The sequence below is a fragment of the Pseudarthrobacter sp. LMD1-1-1.1 genome (genome assembly GCF_040676255.1).
In the GTDB taxonomy this organism is placed as follows: Bacteria; Actinomycetota; Actinomycetes; order Actinomycetales; family Micrococcaceae; genus Arthrobacter.
In genome coordinates, this window is record NZ_JBEGHP010000027.1 from 24,119 (window position 1) to 40,671 (window position 16,553).

The window sequence follows — 16,553 nt, forward strand, 5'->3', positions numbered from 1 at the left end:
GGCCCCGGCGGCTGCCATGGAGCGGAACCCCGTGACGGACGGCAGGCCACCCCGGCTGCCAACGCTCGAGGACGTGGCGGAACTGGCCGGGGTTTCGCACCAGACCGTGTCACGGGTGGTCAACAGCCACCCCAATGTCAGCTCCGGCACGCGCGGCAAGGTGGAAGCGGCGATTGCCGCACTCGGCTACCGCCGCAACACCGCCGCGCGGAGCCTGGTCACCCGGCGCTCGCAGACCATCGGCGTCCTGGGCAGCGAGCTCTCGCAGTACGGCCCTGCCAACACCCTGCTGGGAGTGGAACGTGCTGCACGGGACGCAGGATACTTCGTCAGCGTCGCGGCGCTGCGGGAGGTCAACCGGGACGCGATCCTGGACGCCGTCCGGCACTTCCTGGACCAGTCGGTGGACGGAATAGTAGTGATCGTCCCGCACCTGGAGACGCTGGCCGCCCTGGCGGAACTGCCCATTGGAGTGCCGGTGGTGGCCGTCGGTCCCAACGGAAATGACTCCGTAGGCGGGGTCAAGGTGGACCAGCGCCGCGGCGCGGAACTGGCAGTGGAACACCTCATCGGGCAGGGGCACGTCCGGATCGGACACGTCGCGGGGCCACAGGACTGGATCGACGCCGTAGCCCGCGCCGAGGGCTGGCGGGGAGCCCTGGTCTCCGCCGGGCTCGAGGCAGACCTGATCATCGAGGGCGACTGGAGCGCGGGCAGCGGATACGGGATCGGCAGGCGGCTGGCAGCCGGCCGCAGGGCCACGGCTCTCTTCGTCGGCAACGACCAGATGGCCCTCGGGGTCCTGCGTGCCCTAAATGAGGCAGGCATCAAGGTGCCCGGGGACGTATCCGTGGTGGGCTTCGACGACCAGCCCGAAGCCGGCTATTTCAGTCCCCCGCTGACGGTGGTCCGGCAGGACTTTGAAGAACTGGGCCGGCGGTGCATGGACATGATGCTCACTGCGTTCGATGGCACGGGCGGCCCGCGGACCCTTGTTGTGGAGCCCGAGCTCATCCTGCGCAGCAGCACGGCCCCGCCGGTGCGGTAACGCCGGGGCCGCGGAATTAATCCGGAGGAGACGGCGGCGAAACGTGGCCACAACAATAGCTGCGTAGGTTTCAGGCATGACGCCTACCCTGTTCGTCCGGCTCCGCGGCTGGCTGCTGGACACCCTCACTTTCGACTCCGAAACGGACGCCGCCGGCGCCATGGCTGACGCCACCCGGTGGGGCTGGCTGCCGGCCTTGAGCGGGGTGTCCGTCGGAGCCGGCCACGCCCGCTCGGTGCACGCAGCAACAACGGCAGAAACCGGCCCAATGTCTGGTTAAGCACACTATTGCGCCAGTAGCGGGATAATGCCCTAAACTGCTTCACTGAGGTGCCTGAAATGGCGCTGCGCAGCAACGAAAGTGAACATGCTATGGCTACCGATTACGATGCTCCACGCAAGCAGGAAGAAGAGTCGCCGGCCGACTCTCTCGAGGCCCTCCAGGCATCACGGAGCGGCAACGCGCAGACCGCGGTTATCGATGTCGACGAGAACGACACCGCTGAAGGTATCGACCTGCCCGGCGCCGACCTGTCCAACGAGGAACTGACCGTCATTGTGGTTCCCGAGCAGTCTGACGAGTTCACCTGCTCGTCGTGCTTCCTGGTCCGCCACCGGTCGCAGGTTGCCCGCGAAAAGGACGGCCTGAAGTACTGCCGCGACTGCGAAGGCTAAATCTCCATCCTGGTTTCCCGGCGCCGGCCACCTCACACGAGGTGGCCGGCGCTTCTTTGTCCTGTGCTGCTCTGGTCCGGCTGCTTGGCCCGGTGCCGCCGTCGTTACCAAAATGACCCCTCGTTTCCGCCCTCGAACGCTCCTACGCTGGAAGCATCCAATGGCTCTCATTTTGGATGGCACTGCAATGAAAAAGTTCTTCATCTGGCTCGCAGCCGTCCTGCTGGCTGCAGGCCTGGGCCTGGTGGTTCCGGGCGCCGCCTCGGCAACCACGTCGTACTGCGGACTCACGTGGGGTTCGCTGATGAAGTCGGACGGCGCCATGGGCGGCGCACCCGTGACCAATGTCCGGACCGGGCAGCACTATTGCTTTGACCGGCTGGTGGTTGACCTAAGCGGCGCGCCGGCCCCCGGCTACACGGTCCGCTACGTCCCCCAGATCATCCAGGACGGCTCGGGAGCAGTGGTGCCAACGCGGGGCGGCGCCCGGCTGCAGGTCGTCGTCAATGCGCCGGCCTATGACAACAACGGCCAGCCCACCTACACCCCTGCCGACAAGGCTGAGCTCTCCAACGTTTCGGGCTACCAGACCTTCCGCCAGGTGGTTTGGGCCGGAAGCTTCGAGGGCCAGACCACCATCGGGCTCGGCGTCCGTGCCCGGCTGCCGTTCCGGGTGTTCACCCTCGACGGCCCGGGCTCCGGCTCACGCCTGGTGGTCGACGTGGCGCACTACTGGTGAGCCATCCGGCGTCGTCAACACAAAAGGTGCCGTGCCCCTGGCGGGGGCACGGCACCTTTCTGGGCTGGCGGCTATTCCGGAACGACGAGCGCAGGGGTGTCCTGCTTAAGGGTTTCGCCGCGGAAGAAGCCCGGGTGAGTGCGGGACATGACCAGCATGGCCACGGCGCCCAGGGCCAGGATGCCGACGCCCAGGATGAACACCAGGCCCACGCCGAACACCTCGGAACCGCTGCCGAACTCCGGTGCCAGGCTGTCCACGGCGGTCTGGACAAACACCACGAACAGGCCCACGCCGCCCACCACCGGGCATACCAGCCGCAGCACGAAGTGGCGCACGCTGTTGAACAGGCTGTGGCGGAAGTACCAGGTGCAGGCCAGGGCGGTGAGGCCGTAGTAGAAGCAGATCATGAGGCCCAGGGCCAGGATGGTGTCGTTCAGGACGTTCTCGCTGACCACGTGCATCACTGCGTAGAACCCCGCTGACATCACGCCGGCGGCGATGGTGGCGAAGCCCGGCGTGGCGAACTTCCTGCTCATTCTGCTGAAGGGTTCCGGCAGTGCGCCGTAGTGGGCCATGGCCAGCAGGCTGCGCGACGGCGACATGAAGGTTGACTGCAGGGACGCAGCGGAGCTGGAGAGCACGGCGAGGGACATCAGGATGGCGAACGGGCCCATGATGGGGGAGGCCAGTGCGGTGAAGATGTTTTCGTGGTTTTCAGCGTTGTTCAGGCCGTTGCCGGTATCACCGACGCCGGCAAACATCATGGTGGCGATGCTGACCAGCAGGTAGATGGCCAGGACGATGACGGCGGTCAGGGTGCCTGCCACGCCGGCGGTCTTCTTGCCGTTGGCCGTTTCCTCGTTCACGGTGAGGCAGACGTCCCAGCCCCAGTACACGAAGATCGACAGGGAGATGCCGGCGGCAATCTGACCGAACGTCTCGATCTTGGTGACATCGAACCACTCCCAGCTGAACGGGATGGCCGTTTCCGAGGTGGACCAGTTGGCAAAGGCCATCACGACGAACAGGCCCAGCACCAGCAACTGGAAGCCCACCAGGCTGTACTGCACCAGCTTGGTGGTGTGCAGGCCGCGGTAGCTGACCCAGACGGCCAGCGCCACGAAGACGAAGCAGGTAATGACGTTCAGGGCTTTGTTGTCCGCCAGGTCCGCCAGTTCGGGGGAGCCGGTGAGCTGTGACAGGAAGAGGTAGAAGAAGTCGACGGCGACGCCCGCCAGGTTGGACAGCACGATGATGTTTGCTGCCAGCAGGCCCCAGCCGCCCATCCAGCCCACCCACGGGCCAAAGGCCTTGGTGACCCAGGTGAAGGTGGTGCCGCTGTCCGGAGAGTCGGCGTTGAGTTCCCGGTAGGCCAGCGAGACCAGGATCATGGGGATGAACCCGATGAGGAAGATGACGGGCAGCTGGAGGCCGGCTTCATTGACGGTGGGTCCCAGTGCGCTGGTGAGGGTGTAGGCGGGGGCGATGGTTGAAATGCCCAGCACGACGACGGCCAGGAGCCCGAGCTGGCCGCCCTTGAGTCCTTTGGCACTGACGCCGTCCGCGGAGGGGGCGTGGGCGTGCGGACCGGGTTTGGCAGTACTGGTGCGGATTGTCTCTGTCATGGCACCACTTTCTGGAAGGCTGTGAGACGGAGGTCACTATATGAATGGCGTTCATTTAGTATGGGGGTGGCGGGCGTGTGATGCAAGACGCAATATGAATCACGTTCGTTTATGACTGGTTTTCGAAATTAGTAAGCCCACTGAGAAATTGTCTTTAGCCCTGCCGCCGCGCCGTCCACGGCTGGTAGCGTCTGCCGTACTGGACCAATTGAGGAGGACGCATGAAAGCTTCACCGACACTGACCAACAACCTGCAGGCCGTCCTGGCGGACCTGATCGAGCTCCACATCCAGGGCAAGCAGGCGCACTGGAACATCGTGGGCACCAACTTCCGCGACCTCCACCTGCAGCTCGATGAGATCGTCGACGCCGCCCGCCAGTTCGCCGACGACACCGCCGAGCGCATGCGTGCCCTGCACGCGCTTCCGGACGGCCGCAGCTCCACCGTGGCCGGGACCACCAGCCTGGCCCAGTTCCCTGACGGGCTCATCAGCACCGGGGATGCCATTGAGCTAATTGTCGCCGCCATGGAAGCTGCCGTTGGCACCATGCGCAAGGTCCACGACGAAGTGGATGAGGAAGACCCCACCTCCGCGGACCTCCTGCACGAGTTCATCGCCAGGCTGGAGCAGTTCGCCTGGATGGTGCAGGCCGAGAAGATGAAGCCCACCGCCAAGGTCACGGCCCCCGACTCCAAGTAGCGGACATCCGTCAGGGCGTCCTGCGCCGGGGTTGCCCCGGCGCAGGACGCTTTTTTGCCCCGGACAGCACTGCCGTTGTACTGCTAGGCCGCTTTGGGAACTTTCCGAAGCACGACGGCGGCGAGCACTGCCGCCGTCGCCATCAGTGCCAGCCCAATTGCGGCCGTGATGTGCACGCCGGAATCGAACGCGGCGGCCGCGGCATCCCGGACTGCCCCCGCGACTGATTCCGGCAGCAGGCCGGCCGCCTCCACCGCGCCGGCCAGCGTTTCCCCGGCGTTGTGCAGTGAGGCTCCGGGCAGCATGGCCTCCAGCCCTGCCGGCAGCCGGAGGTTCTGCTGGTAGGACGCGGTCAGGATGGAGCCCAGCACGGCAGTCCCCAGCAGCGAGCCCACCTCGTAGCCCGTCTCGGAAATCGCCGCCGCAGCGCCTGATTTCGCCGGCGGGGCCGAGCCGAGGATGAGGTCGTTCGAGATGGTTTCCGCCGTGCCGACGCCCAGCGCCAGGACCAGCAGTGCTGCCAGCAGCAGGGAAGGCCCGCCGTCGTGGTTTCCGAAGGCCACCATGCTGTAGCCGACGGCGCTGAAGGACAGGCCCGCGGCCACTACGTACCCCGGGCGGACCTTCCGGACCAGCGGGACTACCACCAGGCCTGCCGCCACTGTGGCTGCCAGGGCCGGAAGCATGGCAATGCCTGCCGCGGACGGCGTCATCCCCTCCAGGAGTTGGAGGTGCTGGGCAAGGAAAAGGATGAATCCGTTGAAGGAAAACAGGGCCAGGATGTTGGCGCTGATGGCCATGCTGAACACCCTGTTCCGGAACAGCGACATGTCCAGCAGGGGGTATTCCAGGCGTTGCTGGCGGCGCACGAACACGATCCCCATGACCACGCCGAAGGCGATGCTGCCCAGCCCGGCCGTGCCCGGGCCTTCGGTGGCTACTGACTTGATGCCGTACACCACGGGCACCATGACCAGCATGGAGAGCAGGACGCTTGGGATATCCACCCTGCCCGGCGCGGGATCCTTTGATTCCGGAATGAAGGCCGGCCCCAGAGCCAGCAGGGGCAGCATGAGCGGCACGGCCACCAGGAAGACGGCGCCCCACCAGAAGTGCTCCACCAGCCATCCACCCAGGATGGGGCCCAGGGCGGCGCCGCCGGAGAATCCGGCCGCCCAGATGGCCACTGCAAGCCGCCGGCGGTTGGGTTCCGGGAATATATTGCGGATCAGCGACAGGGTGGACGGCATCAGCATGGCGCCGAAGAACCCGAGCGCCGCGCGGCCGGCGATCAGCCACTCCGGGGTGGGCGCGAAGGCTGTGGCGGCGGACAGTCCGGCGAAGCCCAGGCTGCCGATGACCAGCAGCCGCCGCCGCCCAATCCGGTCGCCGAGGCTTCCCATTGACACCAGCAGCCCGGCCAGGACCAGCGGATAGGAGTCCACGATCCACAGCAGCTGCAGGCCGGTCGGTTCCAGGGCGCGTGCGATGGCGGGCAGGGCAAACGTCAGGGCCGTGTTGTCCACTGCCACCAGCAGCACGGGAAACATCAGCAGCCCCAGCGCAAGCCAATCCCGCCACGGAGGCCGCGCGGCGGTGCTGTCCCGTTGGGTGGGGGCCGGGCTGATGGAAGTCGTCATGCAATAACTGTACCGTCTGGACGGTACAGTTTGAAAACGCGGGCATTCCTTCTTCCCTGCCGGTGAAGGGCATGATGGAAGGCATGCCCCGAAAGCCTGTAGCCCGTGATGCGGTCCTTGACGCCTTCGAGTCCCTGCTGATCGACGTGGGGGAGCGCGCTGCAACCCTCGACGCCGTAGCCCGGAAGGCCGGGGTGTCCAAAGGTGGCCTCCTCTATCACTTTCCCAACAAGGAAGCGCTCATCTCCGTGCTGCTTGACCGCCTGGAAGGCCTGGCCAAGGCGGACGCCGACGCGATGGCTTCGGCCAGCGAAGGTGCTGCCGCGTATTTCATCCGCTCCTCCGTCTGGGCGGATACTCCGCTTGACCGGGTCATCGTGGCTGCCACGCGGCTTGCCGAGGTGGCACATGAAGAGACCCGCCGCCGGTTCGCCGCCATCCAGCAGCGGTGGCTGGACGAGATCGCAGCAGATGTGGGGCACGGCCTGGCCAAGGCTGTCCTGTATATGGGTGACGGGTTGTACTTCAATGCCATGCTTTCCGTGGGCCCGGCGCCGGAAGGCGGAGCGGCCGCTGATGTGGAGGAACTCCTGGCTGCTTTGGAACGGCTCCGCAGGTAGTTTTCCATTTGCCGGGAGGGCTTGTGGCGTAGGACAATGGAGAGTTGTGAGGGCTGTCACCGGCCGTCAGCATCAACAAATGAATAGCCTTTGATCTGCGGCGGGAGAGTTCTGCCGGAAGTACAGGCAGGCGCCGTAGGAGCAAATCCTCCCCAGGAATCTCGCAGGCCCCTGTACCGCCGCGGCGAGGCACCTCTGGAAAGCAGCAGGCAGTTGTCCGGCCTCCCTTGGGGGAAGCGAGACGGCTGTTGTGCTCACCGACGGTGCAAGCGGGTCCTGCCCAGGCAGGCAACGCGGAAACTCTCAGGTCCAATACAGAGCGGGGAGGGACCCGAATAGCTGTGGCGTACCCTGCGCCGCCTGAATAAATGGAGTTCCTTCGTGTCGGTTACCCCAGCCTCCACCACCTTCGTAGACCGCCACATTGGTGCACGCCGCCAGGACGACGTCGACGCCATGCTCAAAGCCGTTGGTTACGGCACGGTCGATTCCCTGGTGGACACCGCCGTACCCAAAGTCATCCGCCAGGAAACAGCCCTCCGCCTGCAGGATGCCCTCAGCGAAGTTGAAGTCCTTGCGGAACTGCGCAGGCTCGCCGCCAAGAACAAGACCGCCGTGCAACTGATCGGCCAGGGCTACTACGACACCATCACCCCTGCTGTCATCCGCCGGAACATCCTCGAGGCCCCGGCCTGGTACACCGCCTACACCCCGTACCAGCCCGAGATTTCCCAGGGCCGGCTCGAGGCACTGCTGAATTTCCAGACCATGGTCCAGGACCTGGTGGGCCTGCCGATCGCCAACGCCTCGCTGCTGGATGAAGCCACCGCCGTGGCCGAGGCCGTGCTGCTGATGCGCCGCTCCAACAAGACCAAGCCTGCAGCGGACGGCAAGACTGTCCTGGACATCGACGTGCTGCCGCAGACCATCGCCATCGTCAAGGGCCGCGCCGAGGCGCTCGGCTTCGAAGTTGAGGTCGCCGACCTGTCCAACGGCCTGCCCGACGGCGACATCAACGGCATCGTGCTCCAGCAGCCCGGTGCCTCCGGGCGGGTCTGGGACCAGTCCGCCACTATTGCGGCGGCGAAGGAGCGCGGCGCACTGGTCACCGTGGCCGCTGACCTGCTTGCACTGACCCTGATCACTCCTCCGGGCGAGCAGGGCGCCGACATCGCCGTCGGCTCCACGCAGCGCTTCGGGGTGCCGTTGTTCTTCGGCGGCCCGCACGCCGCATACATGGCGGTCCGCAAGGGCCTGGAGCGGTCGCTGCCCGGCCGCCTGGTGGGTGTGTCAAAGGACGACGCAGGGGTTCCCGCGTACCGCCTGGCGCTGCAGACCCGCGAGCAGCACATCCGCCGCGAAAAGGCCACGTCCAACATCTGCACCGCGCAGGCCCTGCTGGCCATCGTTTCCTCGATGTACGCCGTCTACCACGGCCCCGACGGGCTGAAGGCGATTGCGGAAACGACGCACGGCCACGCCCGGGTGCTGGCGGCCTCGCTGGCGGCTGCCGGTGTGGAGGTGCTGCACACGAGCTTCTTCGACACCCTTACCGTCCGCGTCCCCGGACGCGCTGCCGCGCTTGTCGCCGATGCCGAAGCGCGCGGCATCAACCTGCGTTCCATCGACGCCGATACCGTGGGCATCTCGCTCGATGAAACCACGACGGCGGCCATCGTCGCCGACGTCGCGGACGTCTTTGGGGCCTCCGTTGCCGCGGCTGAAGGCTTCGGACTGGAGGCCGCCGTCGGACGTTCCTCCGACTACCTGCAGCACCCGGTGTTCAACACGCACCGGTCCGAAACCCAGCTGCTGCGCTACATCCGGAAGCTGTCGGACCGGGACCTGGCGCTGGACCGCACCATGATCCCGCTGGGCTCGTGCACCATGAAGCTGAACGCCACCGCCGAGATGGAAGCCATCTCCTGGCCGGAATTCGCCTCCATCCACCCCTTCGCCCCGGACTCCCAGACCGAAGGCTGGCGTGAACTGATTGCCGACCTGGAGGCGGACCTGACCGCGATCACCGGGTACGACCAGGTGTCCATCCAGCCCAATGCCGGATCCCAGGGCGAGCTCGCCGGCCTGCTGGCCATCCGCGGCTACCACCACTCCCGCGGCGAAGAGCAGCGCAACGTCTGCCTGATCCCCGCCTCCGCCCACGGCACCAACGCCGCCTCCGCCGTCCTGGCCGGCATGAAGGTCGTCGTCGTTGCCACGGCCGCTGACGGCACCATCAACCACGATGACCTGACGGCCAAGATCGAAGCGAACAAGGACGTCCTGTCCTGCATCATGATCACGTACCCGTCCACCCACGGCGTCTATGACGGGGACGTCCGTGAGGTCTGCGACGCCGTGCACGCGGCGGGCGGCCAGGTCTACATCGACGGCGCCAACCTGAACGCCCTGGTGGGACTGGCCCAGCCCGGCAAGTTCGGCGGCGACGTCTCCCACCTCAACCTCCACAAGACCTTCTGCATCCCCCACGGCGGCGGCGGACCCGGCGTCGGACCCGTGGCAGCCAAGGCCCACCTGGCGCCGTTCATGCCCGGCGACGCCAACAAGGCAGCGCATGAGGAAGGCCACGGGGTCGCGATCTCGGCTTCCCGCTTCGGTTCGGCCGGCGTCCTGCCGATCTCCTGGGCGTACGTGAAGCTCATGGGCGGGGAAGGGCTCACCGAGGCCACCAAGTCCGCGCTGCTGGCTGCCAATTACGTCGCAGCCCGGCTGAACGAGTACTTCCCGGTGCTCTACACCGGCGAAGGCGGCCTCGTGGCGCACGAATGCATCCTGGACCTGCGCGAACTGACCGCCAAGACCGGTGTCACGGCCGAGGATGTGGCCAAGCGCCTCATCGACTTCGGCTTCCACGCCCCCACCCTTGCGTTCCCGGTGGCAGGCACCCTGATGGTGGAGCCCACCGAGTCCGAGGACCTGGCCGAGATCGACCGCTTCATCGAAGCCATGATCACCATCCGCAAGGAAATCGACCAGGTGGCCAACGGCGACTTCGCCGTAGCGGACTCACCCCTGCGCCGCGCACCCCACACGGCAGCCGCCGTCGTCAGCTCCGACTGGGACCGTGCCTACCCGCGCGAGCAGGCCGCGTTCCCTGCCCACCACAAGCAGGACAAGTACTTCCCGCCGGTGGGCCGGATCGACGGCGCCGCCGGAGACCGGAACCTCATCTGCTCCTGCCCGCCGCTCGAAGAGTTCGAAAACTAAAGGACCGGCACCGTGACCGAGAAATACACCGCCCTTTACGACGAACATAAGAAGCTTGGCGCCTCCTTCACCGACTTCGGTGGCTGGCAGATGCCGCTCAAATACAGCTCCGAACTGGCTGAACACCATGCCGTCCGCAGCACCGCCGGCCTGTTCGACCTCTCCCACATGGGCGAAGTCTGGGTCACCGGGCCCCGGGCCGCCGCTTTCCTCGACTACGCCCTGGCGGGCAAGATCTCCGCCATGGCCGTGGGCAAGGCCAAGTACTCGCTGATCTGCAATGAGGACGGCGGCATCATCGACGACCTCATCGCCTACCGCCGTCCCGCCGCTGAAGACGGAATGGACGTCTTCCTGGTGGTGCCCAATGCGGGCAACGCCGCGGTGGTGGCGGCGGCCCTGCACGAACGGGCCGCAGGGTTCGACGTGCAGGTGGAGGACGCCTCGGCCCGGACATCGCTGATCGCAGTGCAGGGCCCCAAGGCCCAGGAACTCCTGCTTCGCCTGGTCCCGGCCGCACAGCACTCCCTGGTGACGGAGCTGAAGTACTACGCCGCCGTGGAGGTTCCGTTCCTGGTGGGCGGCGCCGGCAAGGAACTCCTACTCGCGCGTACCGGGTACACCGGTGAGGACGGGTTCGAGATCTTCGTGGACAACGCAGACGCCCCGGCACTGTGGCAGGCATTGGTCGCCATCGCCGACGACGGGGAGCTGACCCCGGCCGGCCTTGCCTCCCGCGACTCGCTTCGGCTGGAAGCGGGGATGCCGCTGTACGGCAACGAACTGTCCCTGCAGGGTGACCCGTTCGCTGCAGGCCTCGGCCCCGTCGTCGCGCTCTCCAAGGAAGGCGACTTTGTTGGCAAGGCTGCGCTGGCAGCAAAGAAGGAAGCCGGTGCCGGCACCACCTCCGGCCGCCGCCTCGTGGGGCTCAAAGGCAAAGGCCGCCGCGCCGGACGGGCACACTACCCCGTGCTCAAGGACGGCGCCCCGGTCGGGGAAGTCACCTCCGGCCAGCCCTCGCCCACCCTCGGCTACCCGATCGCCATGGCCTACGTCGACGTCGAGTACTCGGCACCCGGCACAGCCCTGGACATCGATCTCCGCGGCAAGGCAGAACCCTTCGAAGTTGTCGACCTCCCGTTCTACCGCCGCGCCGAGTAGTCCCTTGTTCCACCCCGTGGTCACCTTCGCGACGGCGGACCGGACATTTTCACGCGTGCGTTGGGCCCACGCCGTCAGGGTTCCCTGGCCGAGCTTGCGAGGCTAGGGAGACGGTGGGGAGCACGCTTTCGAAAAGTCCGGCTCCGCCGGCGCTCGTGGGCACGACGTTACCTGCTTGCCGCGTCGCCTTGGTGACGTGCTTGCGGAGTGGGCGGGCATCCGGCAGCGTGCGTCTAAGGGAGCGTCACGTCCGCGCAGCGGGCGTCTTCGCGACCGAGCACGCAGAGGATGTCCTGCCCGCTCCATCCCGACCACTTGTATTAGTTAGGAACCACGCACATGGCTGTTGGTGTCTTTGACCTCTTTTCGATCGGTATTGGGCCGTCGTCTTCGCATACGGTGGGGCCGATGCGGGCTGCTGCTGTGTTTGCTGAGGAGTTGAAGGCCTCCGGCAGGCTGGCTGAGGTCGTGTCGCTGCGGGTGGATTTGTATGGGTCGCTGGCCGCGACGGGGCATGGGCATGGGACGATGACCGCGATCCTGTTGGGGTTGGAGGGGTTCCATCCGGAACTGATCCTGCCCGAGGAGGTGGAGGAGCGGCTGGCTTCGATCGCGGAGACCGGGATCCTGAACCTGGCCGGTGCGGTGGCGCTGCCCTACGGGGTGGGCGACATGGTGTTGCGGCCGTTGACGGTGTTGCCGCGGCACACGAACGGGATGACGTTCACCGTTACCGACGCGGCCGGGGATGTGGTGCACGCGGCGACGTTCTTCTCGGTCGGTGGCGGGTTCATCGTCCGCGAGGGTGAAGAGGACGCCGCGCAGCAGGAACTGGACGCGTCCAAGGAGGTGCTGCCGCTGCCGTTCCGGACCGCGGCGGAGCTGCTGGAGCACTGCGCGGTGACCGGGCTGGGCATCGCGGACGTGATGTTCGTGAACGAGAAGGCCTCCCGGTCCGAGGAGGAGATTCGGGCCGGGCTGGGGCATATCTGGTCGGTGATGGAGAACTGCGTGGCCACCTCGCTCAAGCGCGAGGGGGTGCTGCCGGGCGGGTTGAAGGTCCGCCGCCGCGCCCCGGACTGGTACGAGCGGCTGAAGAAGGAAACCGCCCGCCCCGAAGACACCGACAATGACGACCAGGACGGGCAGGACCACTACGACCCCAGGTATTGGCAGGAGTGGGTTAACTTGGTGGCGCTGGCCGTGAACGAGGAAAACGCCTCCGGCGGGAGGGTGGTCACCGCCCCCACGAACGGGGCGGCCGGGATCATCCCGGCGGTGTTGTTCTACGCCCTGCACTTCGCCCCGGGCATGGACCAGGCCACCCAGGCCGACCGCGACGATGTGGTGGTGCGGTTCCTGCTCGCCGCCGGCGCGGTCGGGGTGCTCTACAAGGAACAGGCCTCGATCTCCGGGGCCGAGGTGGGCTGCCAGGGCGAGGTCGGGTCCGCGTCCTCGATGGCCGCCGCGGGCCTGGCCGAGGTCATGGGCGGCACCCCGGCCCAGGTGGAGAACGCCGCGGAAATCGCGATGGAACACAACCTCGGCCTGACCTGTGACCCGATCGGCGGGCTGGTCCAGGTCCCCTGCATCGAACGGAACGCGATCGCCGCCGCGAAAGCCATCAACGCCGCGAAAATGGCGCTCTGGGGCGACGGCACCCACCGCGTCTCCCTCGACGAAGTCATCATCACCATGCGCGAAACCGGCAAAGACATGTCCGACAAATACAAAGAAACCGCCATGGGCGGCCTCGCCGTCAACGTCGTCGAATGCTGACACCCCGCTGACACCTGACCGAATGGCGGGACGGGCGGTGCCCGTGCGCCTAATTGTGAGTTGCCGCCCACCAATTGAGGCTGGCAGCGAACACCAGCCATGAGATGTAGGGGAGCAGGAGCAGCCCCGCCGTCCGGCTGATCGGACCGAAATGCAGCACCGTCACCGTTACCGCAGCGACCAGGGCCACGATGATGGCCAGGCCCAGCCACAGGGCCGCCGTGCCAAGAGCCGGGTAAAGGGCGAAAAAGACCGGGGTCCAGGTGAGATTGAGGGCCAGCTGGATGGCGTAAACCACCATGGCCTGCCGTGTCCCAGCGGTGCGTTTACGCCAAACCAGCCATGCAGCGAGGGCCATTGCCGCATAAAGGATGGTCCACACCGGACCGAACACGCCATTGGGCGGGGACCAGGGGGCCTTGTCCGCGGCTGCATACCAGCCAGTGACATTGGCCGCCGATGCCAAACCGCCCAGCGCCGCCACCACCAAGGACGCCAACAGGAAACCGGCAAGCGCGGCGGACTGCACCCCGGCACTGTACGGCTTCCCGCCGCTGCCCGCGGGAGCGGTGCTCTGTTCCCCATCCGGCCTCATACCCCCACCCTTGTTGAACATCCTGAGCTCCGTCAAGGTGACGCTCCACACCCGGGCGGCCGCCGTCCCGGGCATGCCGGAGAAAAGCCGGGAGCGCCTGAGGCTTTAGACTTGAGGCTGCATGTCCGCACGCATCCAGAAGTACCGAAACCGCGCACAAACCCGATTGGACACGGCCCCCTTGCGAGAATTCACCGCACGTTTTGCCACAGCCGAGGAAATTGAAAACTGGGACAAGCACGTCACGGCCAACCCGAACGGCGGCAACATGCTGCAGTCCGCCGCCTACGCATCGGTCAAGAACGGAAGCGGCTGGAAAGTCCGGTTCCTGGTGCTGGAAGGCGGCGGGAACGCCAGCTATAACCTGGTGCTGGAGAAAAGCTTTCCCGTCCTGGGACGGCTCTGGTACCTCATCAAGGGCCCCGACCTGGCAGGGGCAGCAGACCTGGGCGCTGCCCTCGCAGCGTGCGAGCAGCTGGTCCGCAGCAGCAAGCTGAACGTGTTCACCATCAAAGTGGAACCGGACATCATCGACTCAGACGAAGCGCAGCGGGAACTGGCAGCAGCCCACCTGGCCAAAGCCCCCAACATCCAGTCCAACGATTCCACCGCCCTGCTGGATATCTCCGGCACGGAAGAGGAAGTCTTTAAGGCCATCTCTTCCCGGGCCAGGAACGCAATCCGGCGCGCAGAGCGCGAGGGCTGCCAGGTGGTCCGGAAGGAACAGGGACCGGAAACCTACCGGGCCCTGTACGACCTGATGGCCAACACGGTCAACGCAAAGGGTTCCATGCCCCTGCGCAGCTATGAGTACTACGAGCGGTTCTGGGACGAGTTCTGCAACCGCGGCCAGGGCAACTTTTTCTTCGCCTACGAGGACGGAAAACCCAGTGTTGGTGCCTTCGTCATCAACTACGGGGGCAAGGCAACGTACAAAGACGGCGGTTCCACCCAGAACCGCAAGCAGTACGGGGACTCGCACCTGGTGCAGTGGACGGCCATCCGACGGATGCAGGAACTTGGCTGCACGGAATACGACTTCTGCGGCACCCCGCCGGCTGCCCGCATCAAGGACAAGACCCACAACCTCTACGGAATGGGCATGTTCAAGACCAGCTTCACCAAGACGGTCACCGACTTTGTGGGCTGCCACGACTACATCCTGTCCCCGCTCCGGCACCGGCTCTGGGTCAACGGTGGAGAGAAAGTGTTCCGCCGGATCGAGACCGCACGAACCGGGCAGCAGTTCTACTGACCCGCTGCCGCCAGGGCCCTCTCCTGAGCGCCCCGCGCGGCCCGTACGCTGCGGGAACCCGGCCGGCCCGAACGCCGTCCGCCCTGAACACCCTCCACCCTGAACACCCTCCACCCAGTGCGTGCCCACAGGCCGCGAAGAGTCCAGAAGAAGGTCACCCCTTGAATCCAGTTTCCGCCGCGACCGGGCTTGAATACGCCAACCTCAGCGAGGCCGAATTCGAGGCCTTCGCCCTGAAGCACCCGCAGAACAGCTTCCTGCAGTCCATCGACTTCGCCCGCTTCCAGCGTGCCCGGGGCCAGCAGGTGGAACTCTTCGGGGTCCGTCGCGACGGCGAACTCGTGGCCGCAGGAAAGCTCAACTACACCACCACCCGCCTGGGCTACACCGTCTGCGAGTGTGCCAAGGGCCCCCTCATGGACTACTCGGACCGGGACCTGGTGCGCGCCGTCGTCGGGCTTCTCCGCAACCATGCCGCTGAGCGCAAGGCGGCTGAACTGCTGATCTCGCCGAACATCAGGTACATCGCACGCGACGCTGATGGCGCCGAACACCCGGACGTCGAAGACAACAGGCCGCTGGTGGCGGACCTGGAACAGCTCGGATTCCAGCACCAGGGCCTGGACATGAACTTCATCAACGTCAACTGGATGTTCATCAAGAACCTGGTGGGGATCCAGGACGCCGAAGAACTGATCATGGGCACCAGCTACCGCACCCGCAAAGCCATCCGCAAGGCGGAAAAGAACGGCGTCTTCCTCGAACAGGCCACCCTGGAAACCCTCGACGATTTCTACGGCGCCCTGAGCCGGGCAGGCGACGAAAAAGGGTTCGTGTACCGCGAACGCGCCTACTACGAGAACCTGCTCCGCACCACCTCCACGGAGTTCACCAAGCTGATGATGGCCAAGATCGACATCCCGGCCTACCGCAAATCCATCACCGAACGGCTGGCCGCGGAGTCGGCCACAGCGGCGGACCTCCGCCGCGAGGTGGAGGAGACCGGCAGCAAGAAGAAGGCCAACCGGCTCAAAGTGGTCCAGGACCTGGTGGACAGCTACGAGCGGAGCCTGAAGGACATCGAACGCTTCCCCGACTCCGTGGGAACGGCCACCGTCGCGGCCATCCACTTCGTCTGCTACGGCGACGAGGTGGTGTGCGTGATCGGCGGCACCGTCCAGGACTACATCTACTTCAATGGCGCAACCTCCCTTTACTGGGGAATGATGCTGCACGCCCTGGAGAAGGGCTACCCGCGGTACAACTTCTACGGCACGTTCGGCATCTCCGGGCAGGACGAGGAAGGCCACGGCGGCTACGAATTCAAGAAGGGATTCGGCGGGGAAGTGGTCCAGCTGGTGGGGGACTTCGTCCTCCCGGTCCGCCCCGCCGTCTTCCACGCCAACCGGCTGGCCAGGTCCGCTGCCGCTGCCGCCCGCACACTGCTGGGTAAACTGCCGCTGAAGCGCGCATCCTGAGAGTCC

General features: G+C 66.1%; 14 protein-coding genes and 1 riboswitch. Of the genes, 11 read left to right on the top strand and 3 right to left on the bottom strand.

Annotated elements, in window-relative coordinates; genetic code table 11:
- The first annotated feature begins 16 nt into the window (after positions 1-16).
- From MRBLMD1_RS21160 to MRBLMD1_RS21175, 4 genes are all read left to right on the top strand, one after another.
- Positions 17-1,048, top strand: a complete 1,032-nt coding sequence (locus MRBLMD1_RS21160) for a LacI family DNA-binding transcriptional regulator (protein WP_159632883.1) — start codon at positions 17-19, stop codon at positions 1,046-1,048.
- A gap of 76 nt (positions 1,049-1,124) precedes the next feature.
- Positions 1,125-1,328 (top strand): hypothetical protein, encoded by a 204-nt coding sequence (locus MRBLMD1_RS21165; RefSeq protein ID WP_364403451.1) that lies wholly within the window; start codon positions 1,125-1,127, stop codon positions 1,326-1,328.
- 92 nt (positions 1,329-1,420) lie between these two features.
- A complete protein-coding gene (locus MRBLMD1_RS21170) occupies positions 1,421-1,723 on the top strand; it encodes a DUF4193 domain-containing protein (RefSeq protein WP_018762118.1) in 303 nt (100 codons plus the stop codon).
- A 187-nt stretch (positions 1,724-1,910) separates the two neighbouring features.
- Complete coding sequence (locus MRBLMD1_RS21175; RefSeq protein ID WP_364403454.1) at positions 1,911-2,462, top strand: AMIN-like domain-containing (lipo)protein; 552 nt, start codon at positions 1,911-1,913, stop codon at positions 2,460-2,462.
- Between the two features lie 71 nt (positions 2,463-2,533).
- On the opposite strand, the gene MRBLMD1_RS21180 is transcribed toward MRBLMD1_RS21175, so the two are convergent.
- Positions 2,534-4,090 (bottom strand): APC family permease, encoded by a 1,557-nt coding sequence (locus tag MRBLMD1_RS21180; RefSeq protein WP_364403457.1) that lies wholly within the window; start codon positions 4,088-4,090, stop codon positions 2,534-2,536.
- A gap of 221 nt (positions 4,091-4,311) precedes the next feature.
- Between MRBLMD1_RS21180 and MRBLMD1_RS21185 the strand changes: the two genes are divergently transcribed.
- Positions 4,312-4,791 carry a Dps family protein gene (locus tag MRBLMD1_RS21185; protein ID WP_275181881.1) on the top strand — a complete coding sequence of 160 codons (480 nt, stop codon included), beginning with the start codon at positions 4,312-4,314 and terminating at the stop codon, positions 4,789-4,791.
- Between the two features lie 83 nt (positions 4,792-4,874).
- On the opposite strand, the gene MRBLMD1_RS21190 is transcribed toward MRBLMD1_RS21185, so the two are convergent.
- A complete protein-coding gene (locus tag MRBLMD1_RS21190) occupies positions 4,875-6,431 on the bottom strand; it encodes an MFS transporter (RefSeq protein ID WP_364403460.1) in 1,557 nt (518 codons plus the stop codon).
- Positions 6,432-6,514: 83 nt separating this feature from the next.
- On the opposite strand from MRBLMD1_RS21190, the gene MRBLMD1_RS21195 reads away from it, so the two are divergent.
- The 4 genes from MRBLMD1_RS21195 (at position 6,515) to MRBLMD1_RS21210 (ending at position 13,219) form a co-directional block, all read left to right on the top strand.
- Positions 6,515-7,051 carry a TetR/AcrR family transcriptional regulator gene (locus tag MRBLMD1_RS21195; protein ID WP_364403463.1) on the top strand — a complete coding sequence of 179 codons (537 nt, stop codon included), beginning with the start codon at positions 6,515-6,517 and terminating at the stop codon, positions 7,049-7,051.
- Positions 7,052-7,142: 91 nt separating this feature from the next.
- Positions 7,143-7,240: riboswitch (glycine riboswitch) on the top strand.
- 192 nt (positions 7,241-7,432) lie between these two features.
- Positions 7,433-10,279 (top strand): aminomethyl-transferring glycine dehydrogenase, encoded by a 2,847-nt coding sequence (gene gcvP / locus MRBLMD1_RS21200; RefSeq protein ID WP_364403466.1) that lies wholly within the window; start codon positions 7,433-7,435, stop codon positions 10,277-10,279.
- A gap of 12 nt (positions 10,280-10,291) precedes the next feature.
- Positions 10,292-11,440 (top strand): glycine cleavage system aminomethyltransferase GcvT, encoded by a 1,149-nt coding sequence (gcvT, locus tag MRBLMD1_RS21205; protein ID WP_364403468.1) that lies wholly within the window; start codon positions 10,292-10,294, stop codon positions 11,438-11,440.
- A gap of 339 nt (positions 11,441-11,779) precedes the next feature.
- Positions 11,780-13,219, top strand: coding sequence for an L-serine ammonia-lyase (locus MRBLMD1_RS21210; RefSeq protein ID WP_364403471.1), 1,440 nt, complete (start codon positions 11,780-11,782; stop codon positions 13,217-13,219).
- Positions 13,220-13,268: 49 nt separating this feature from the next.
- On the opposite strand, the gene MRBLMD1_RS21215 is transcribed toward MRBLMD1_RS21210, so the two are convergent.
- Positions 13,269-13,814 carry a TspO/MBR family protein gene (locus tag MRBLMD1_RS21215; protein WP_364403474.1) on the bottom strand — a complete coding sequence of 182 codons (546 nt, stop codon included), beginning with the start codon at positions 13,812-13,814 and terminating at the stop codon, positions 13,269-13,271.
- A gap of 121 nt (positions 13,815-13,935) precedes the next feature.
- Here MRBLMD1_RS21215 and MRBLMD1_RS21220 point away from each other — a divergent pair, with 121 nt between their 5' ends.
- The gene (locus tag MRBLMD1_RS21220; RefSeq protein ID WP_364403477.1) at positions 13,936-15,069 is read left to right on the top strand and encodes a lipid II:glycine glycyltransferase FemX; all 1,134 of its coding nucleotides are present in this window, start codon (positions 13,936-13,938) and stop codon (positions 15,067-15,069) included.
- A gap of 161 nt (positions 15,070-15,230) precedes the next feature.
- The gene (locus MRBLMD1_RS21225) at positions 15,231-16,547 is read left to right on the top strand and encodes a peptidoglycan bridge formation glycyltransferase FemA/FemB family protein (protein WP_364403480.1); all 1,317 of its coding nucleotides are present in this window, start codon (positions 15,231-15,233) and stop codon (positions 16,545-16,547) included.
- Positions 16,548-16,553: the final 6 nt, after the last annotated feature.

What these genes read in the sequence shown, in the direction of transcription:
- MRBLMD1_RS21160 (WP_159632883.1), top strand. Translation starts at nt 17, where the DNA reads ATGGAGCGGAACCCCGTGACGGACGGCAGGCCACCCCGGCTGCCAACG.
- MRBLMD1_RS21165 (WP_364403451.1), top strand. Translation starts at nt 1,125, where the DNA reads ATGACGCCTACCCTGTTCGTCCGGCTCCGCGGCTGGCTGCTGGACACC.
- MRBLMD1_RS21170 (WP_018762118.1), top strand. Translation starts at nt 1,421, where the DNA reads ATGGCTACCGATTACGATGCTCCACGCAAGCAGGAAGAAGAGTCGCCG.
- MRBLMD1_RS21175 (WP_364403454.1), top strand. Translation starts at nt 1,911, where the DNA reads ATGAAAAAGTTCTTCATCTGGCTCGCAGCCGTCCTGCTGGCTGCAGGC.
- MRBLMD1_RS21180 (WP_364403457.1), bottom strand. Translation starts at nt 4,090, where the DNA reads ATGACAGAGACAATCCGCACCAGTACTGCCAAACCCGGTCCGCACGCC.
- MRBLMD1_RS21185 (WP_275181881.1), top strand. Translation starts at nt 4,312, where the DNA reads ATGAAAGCTTCACCGACACTGACCAACAACCTGCAGGCCGTCCTGGCG.
- MRBLMD1_RS21190 (WP_364403460.1), bottom strand. Translation starts at nt 6,431, where the DNA reads ATGACGACTTCCATCAGCCCGGCCCCCACCCAACGGGACAGCACCGCC.
- MRBLMD1_RS21195 (WP_364403463.1), top strand. Translation starts at nt 6,515, where the DNA reads ATGCCCCGAAAGCCTGTAGCCCGTGATGCGGTCCTTGACGCCTTCGAG.
- MRBLMD1_RS21210 (WP_364403471.1), top strand. Translation starts at nt 11,780, where the DNA reads ATGGCTGTTGGTGTCTTTGACCTCTTTTCGATCGGTATTGGGCCGTCG.
- MRBLMD1_RS21215 (WP_364403474.1), bottom strand. Translation starts at nt 13,814, where the DNA reads ATGAGGCCGGATGGGGAACAGAGCACCGCTCCCGCGGGCAGCGGCGGG.
- MRBLMD1_RS21220 (WP_364403477.1), top strand. Translation starts at nt 13,936, where the DNA reads ATGTCCGCACGCATCCAGAAGTACCGAAACCGCGCACAAACCCGATTG.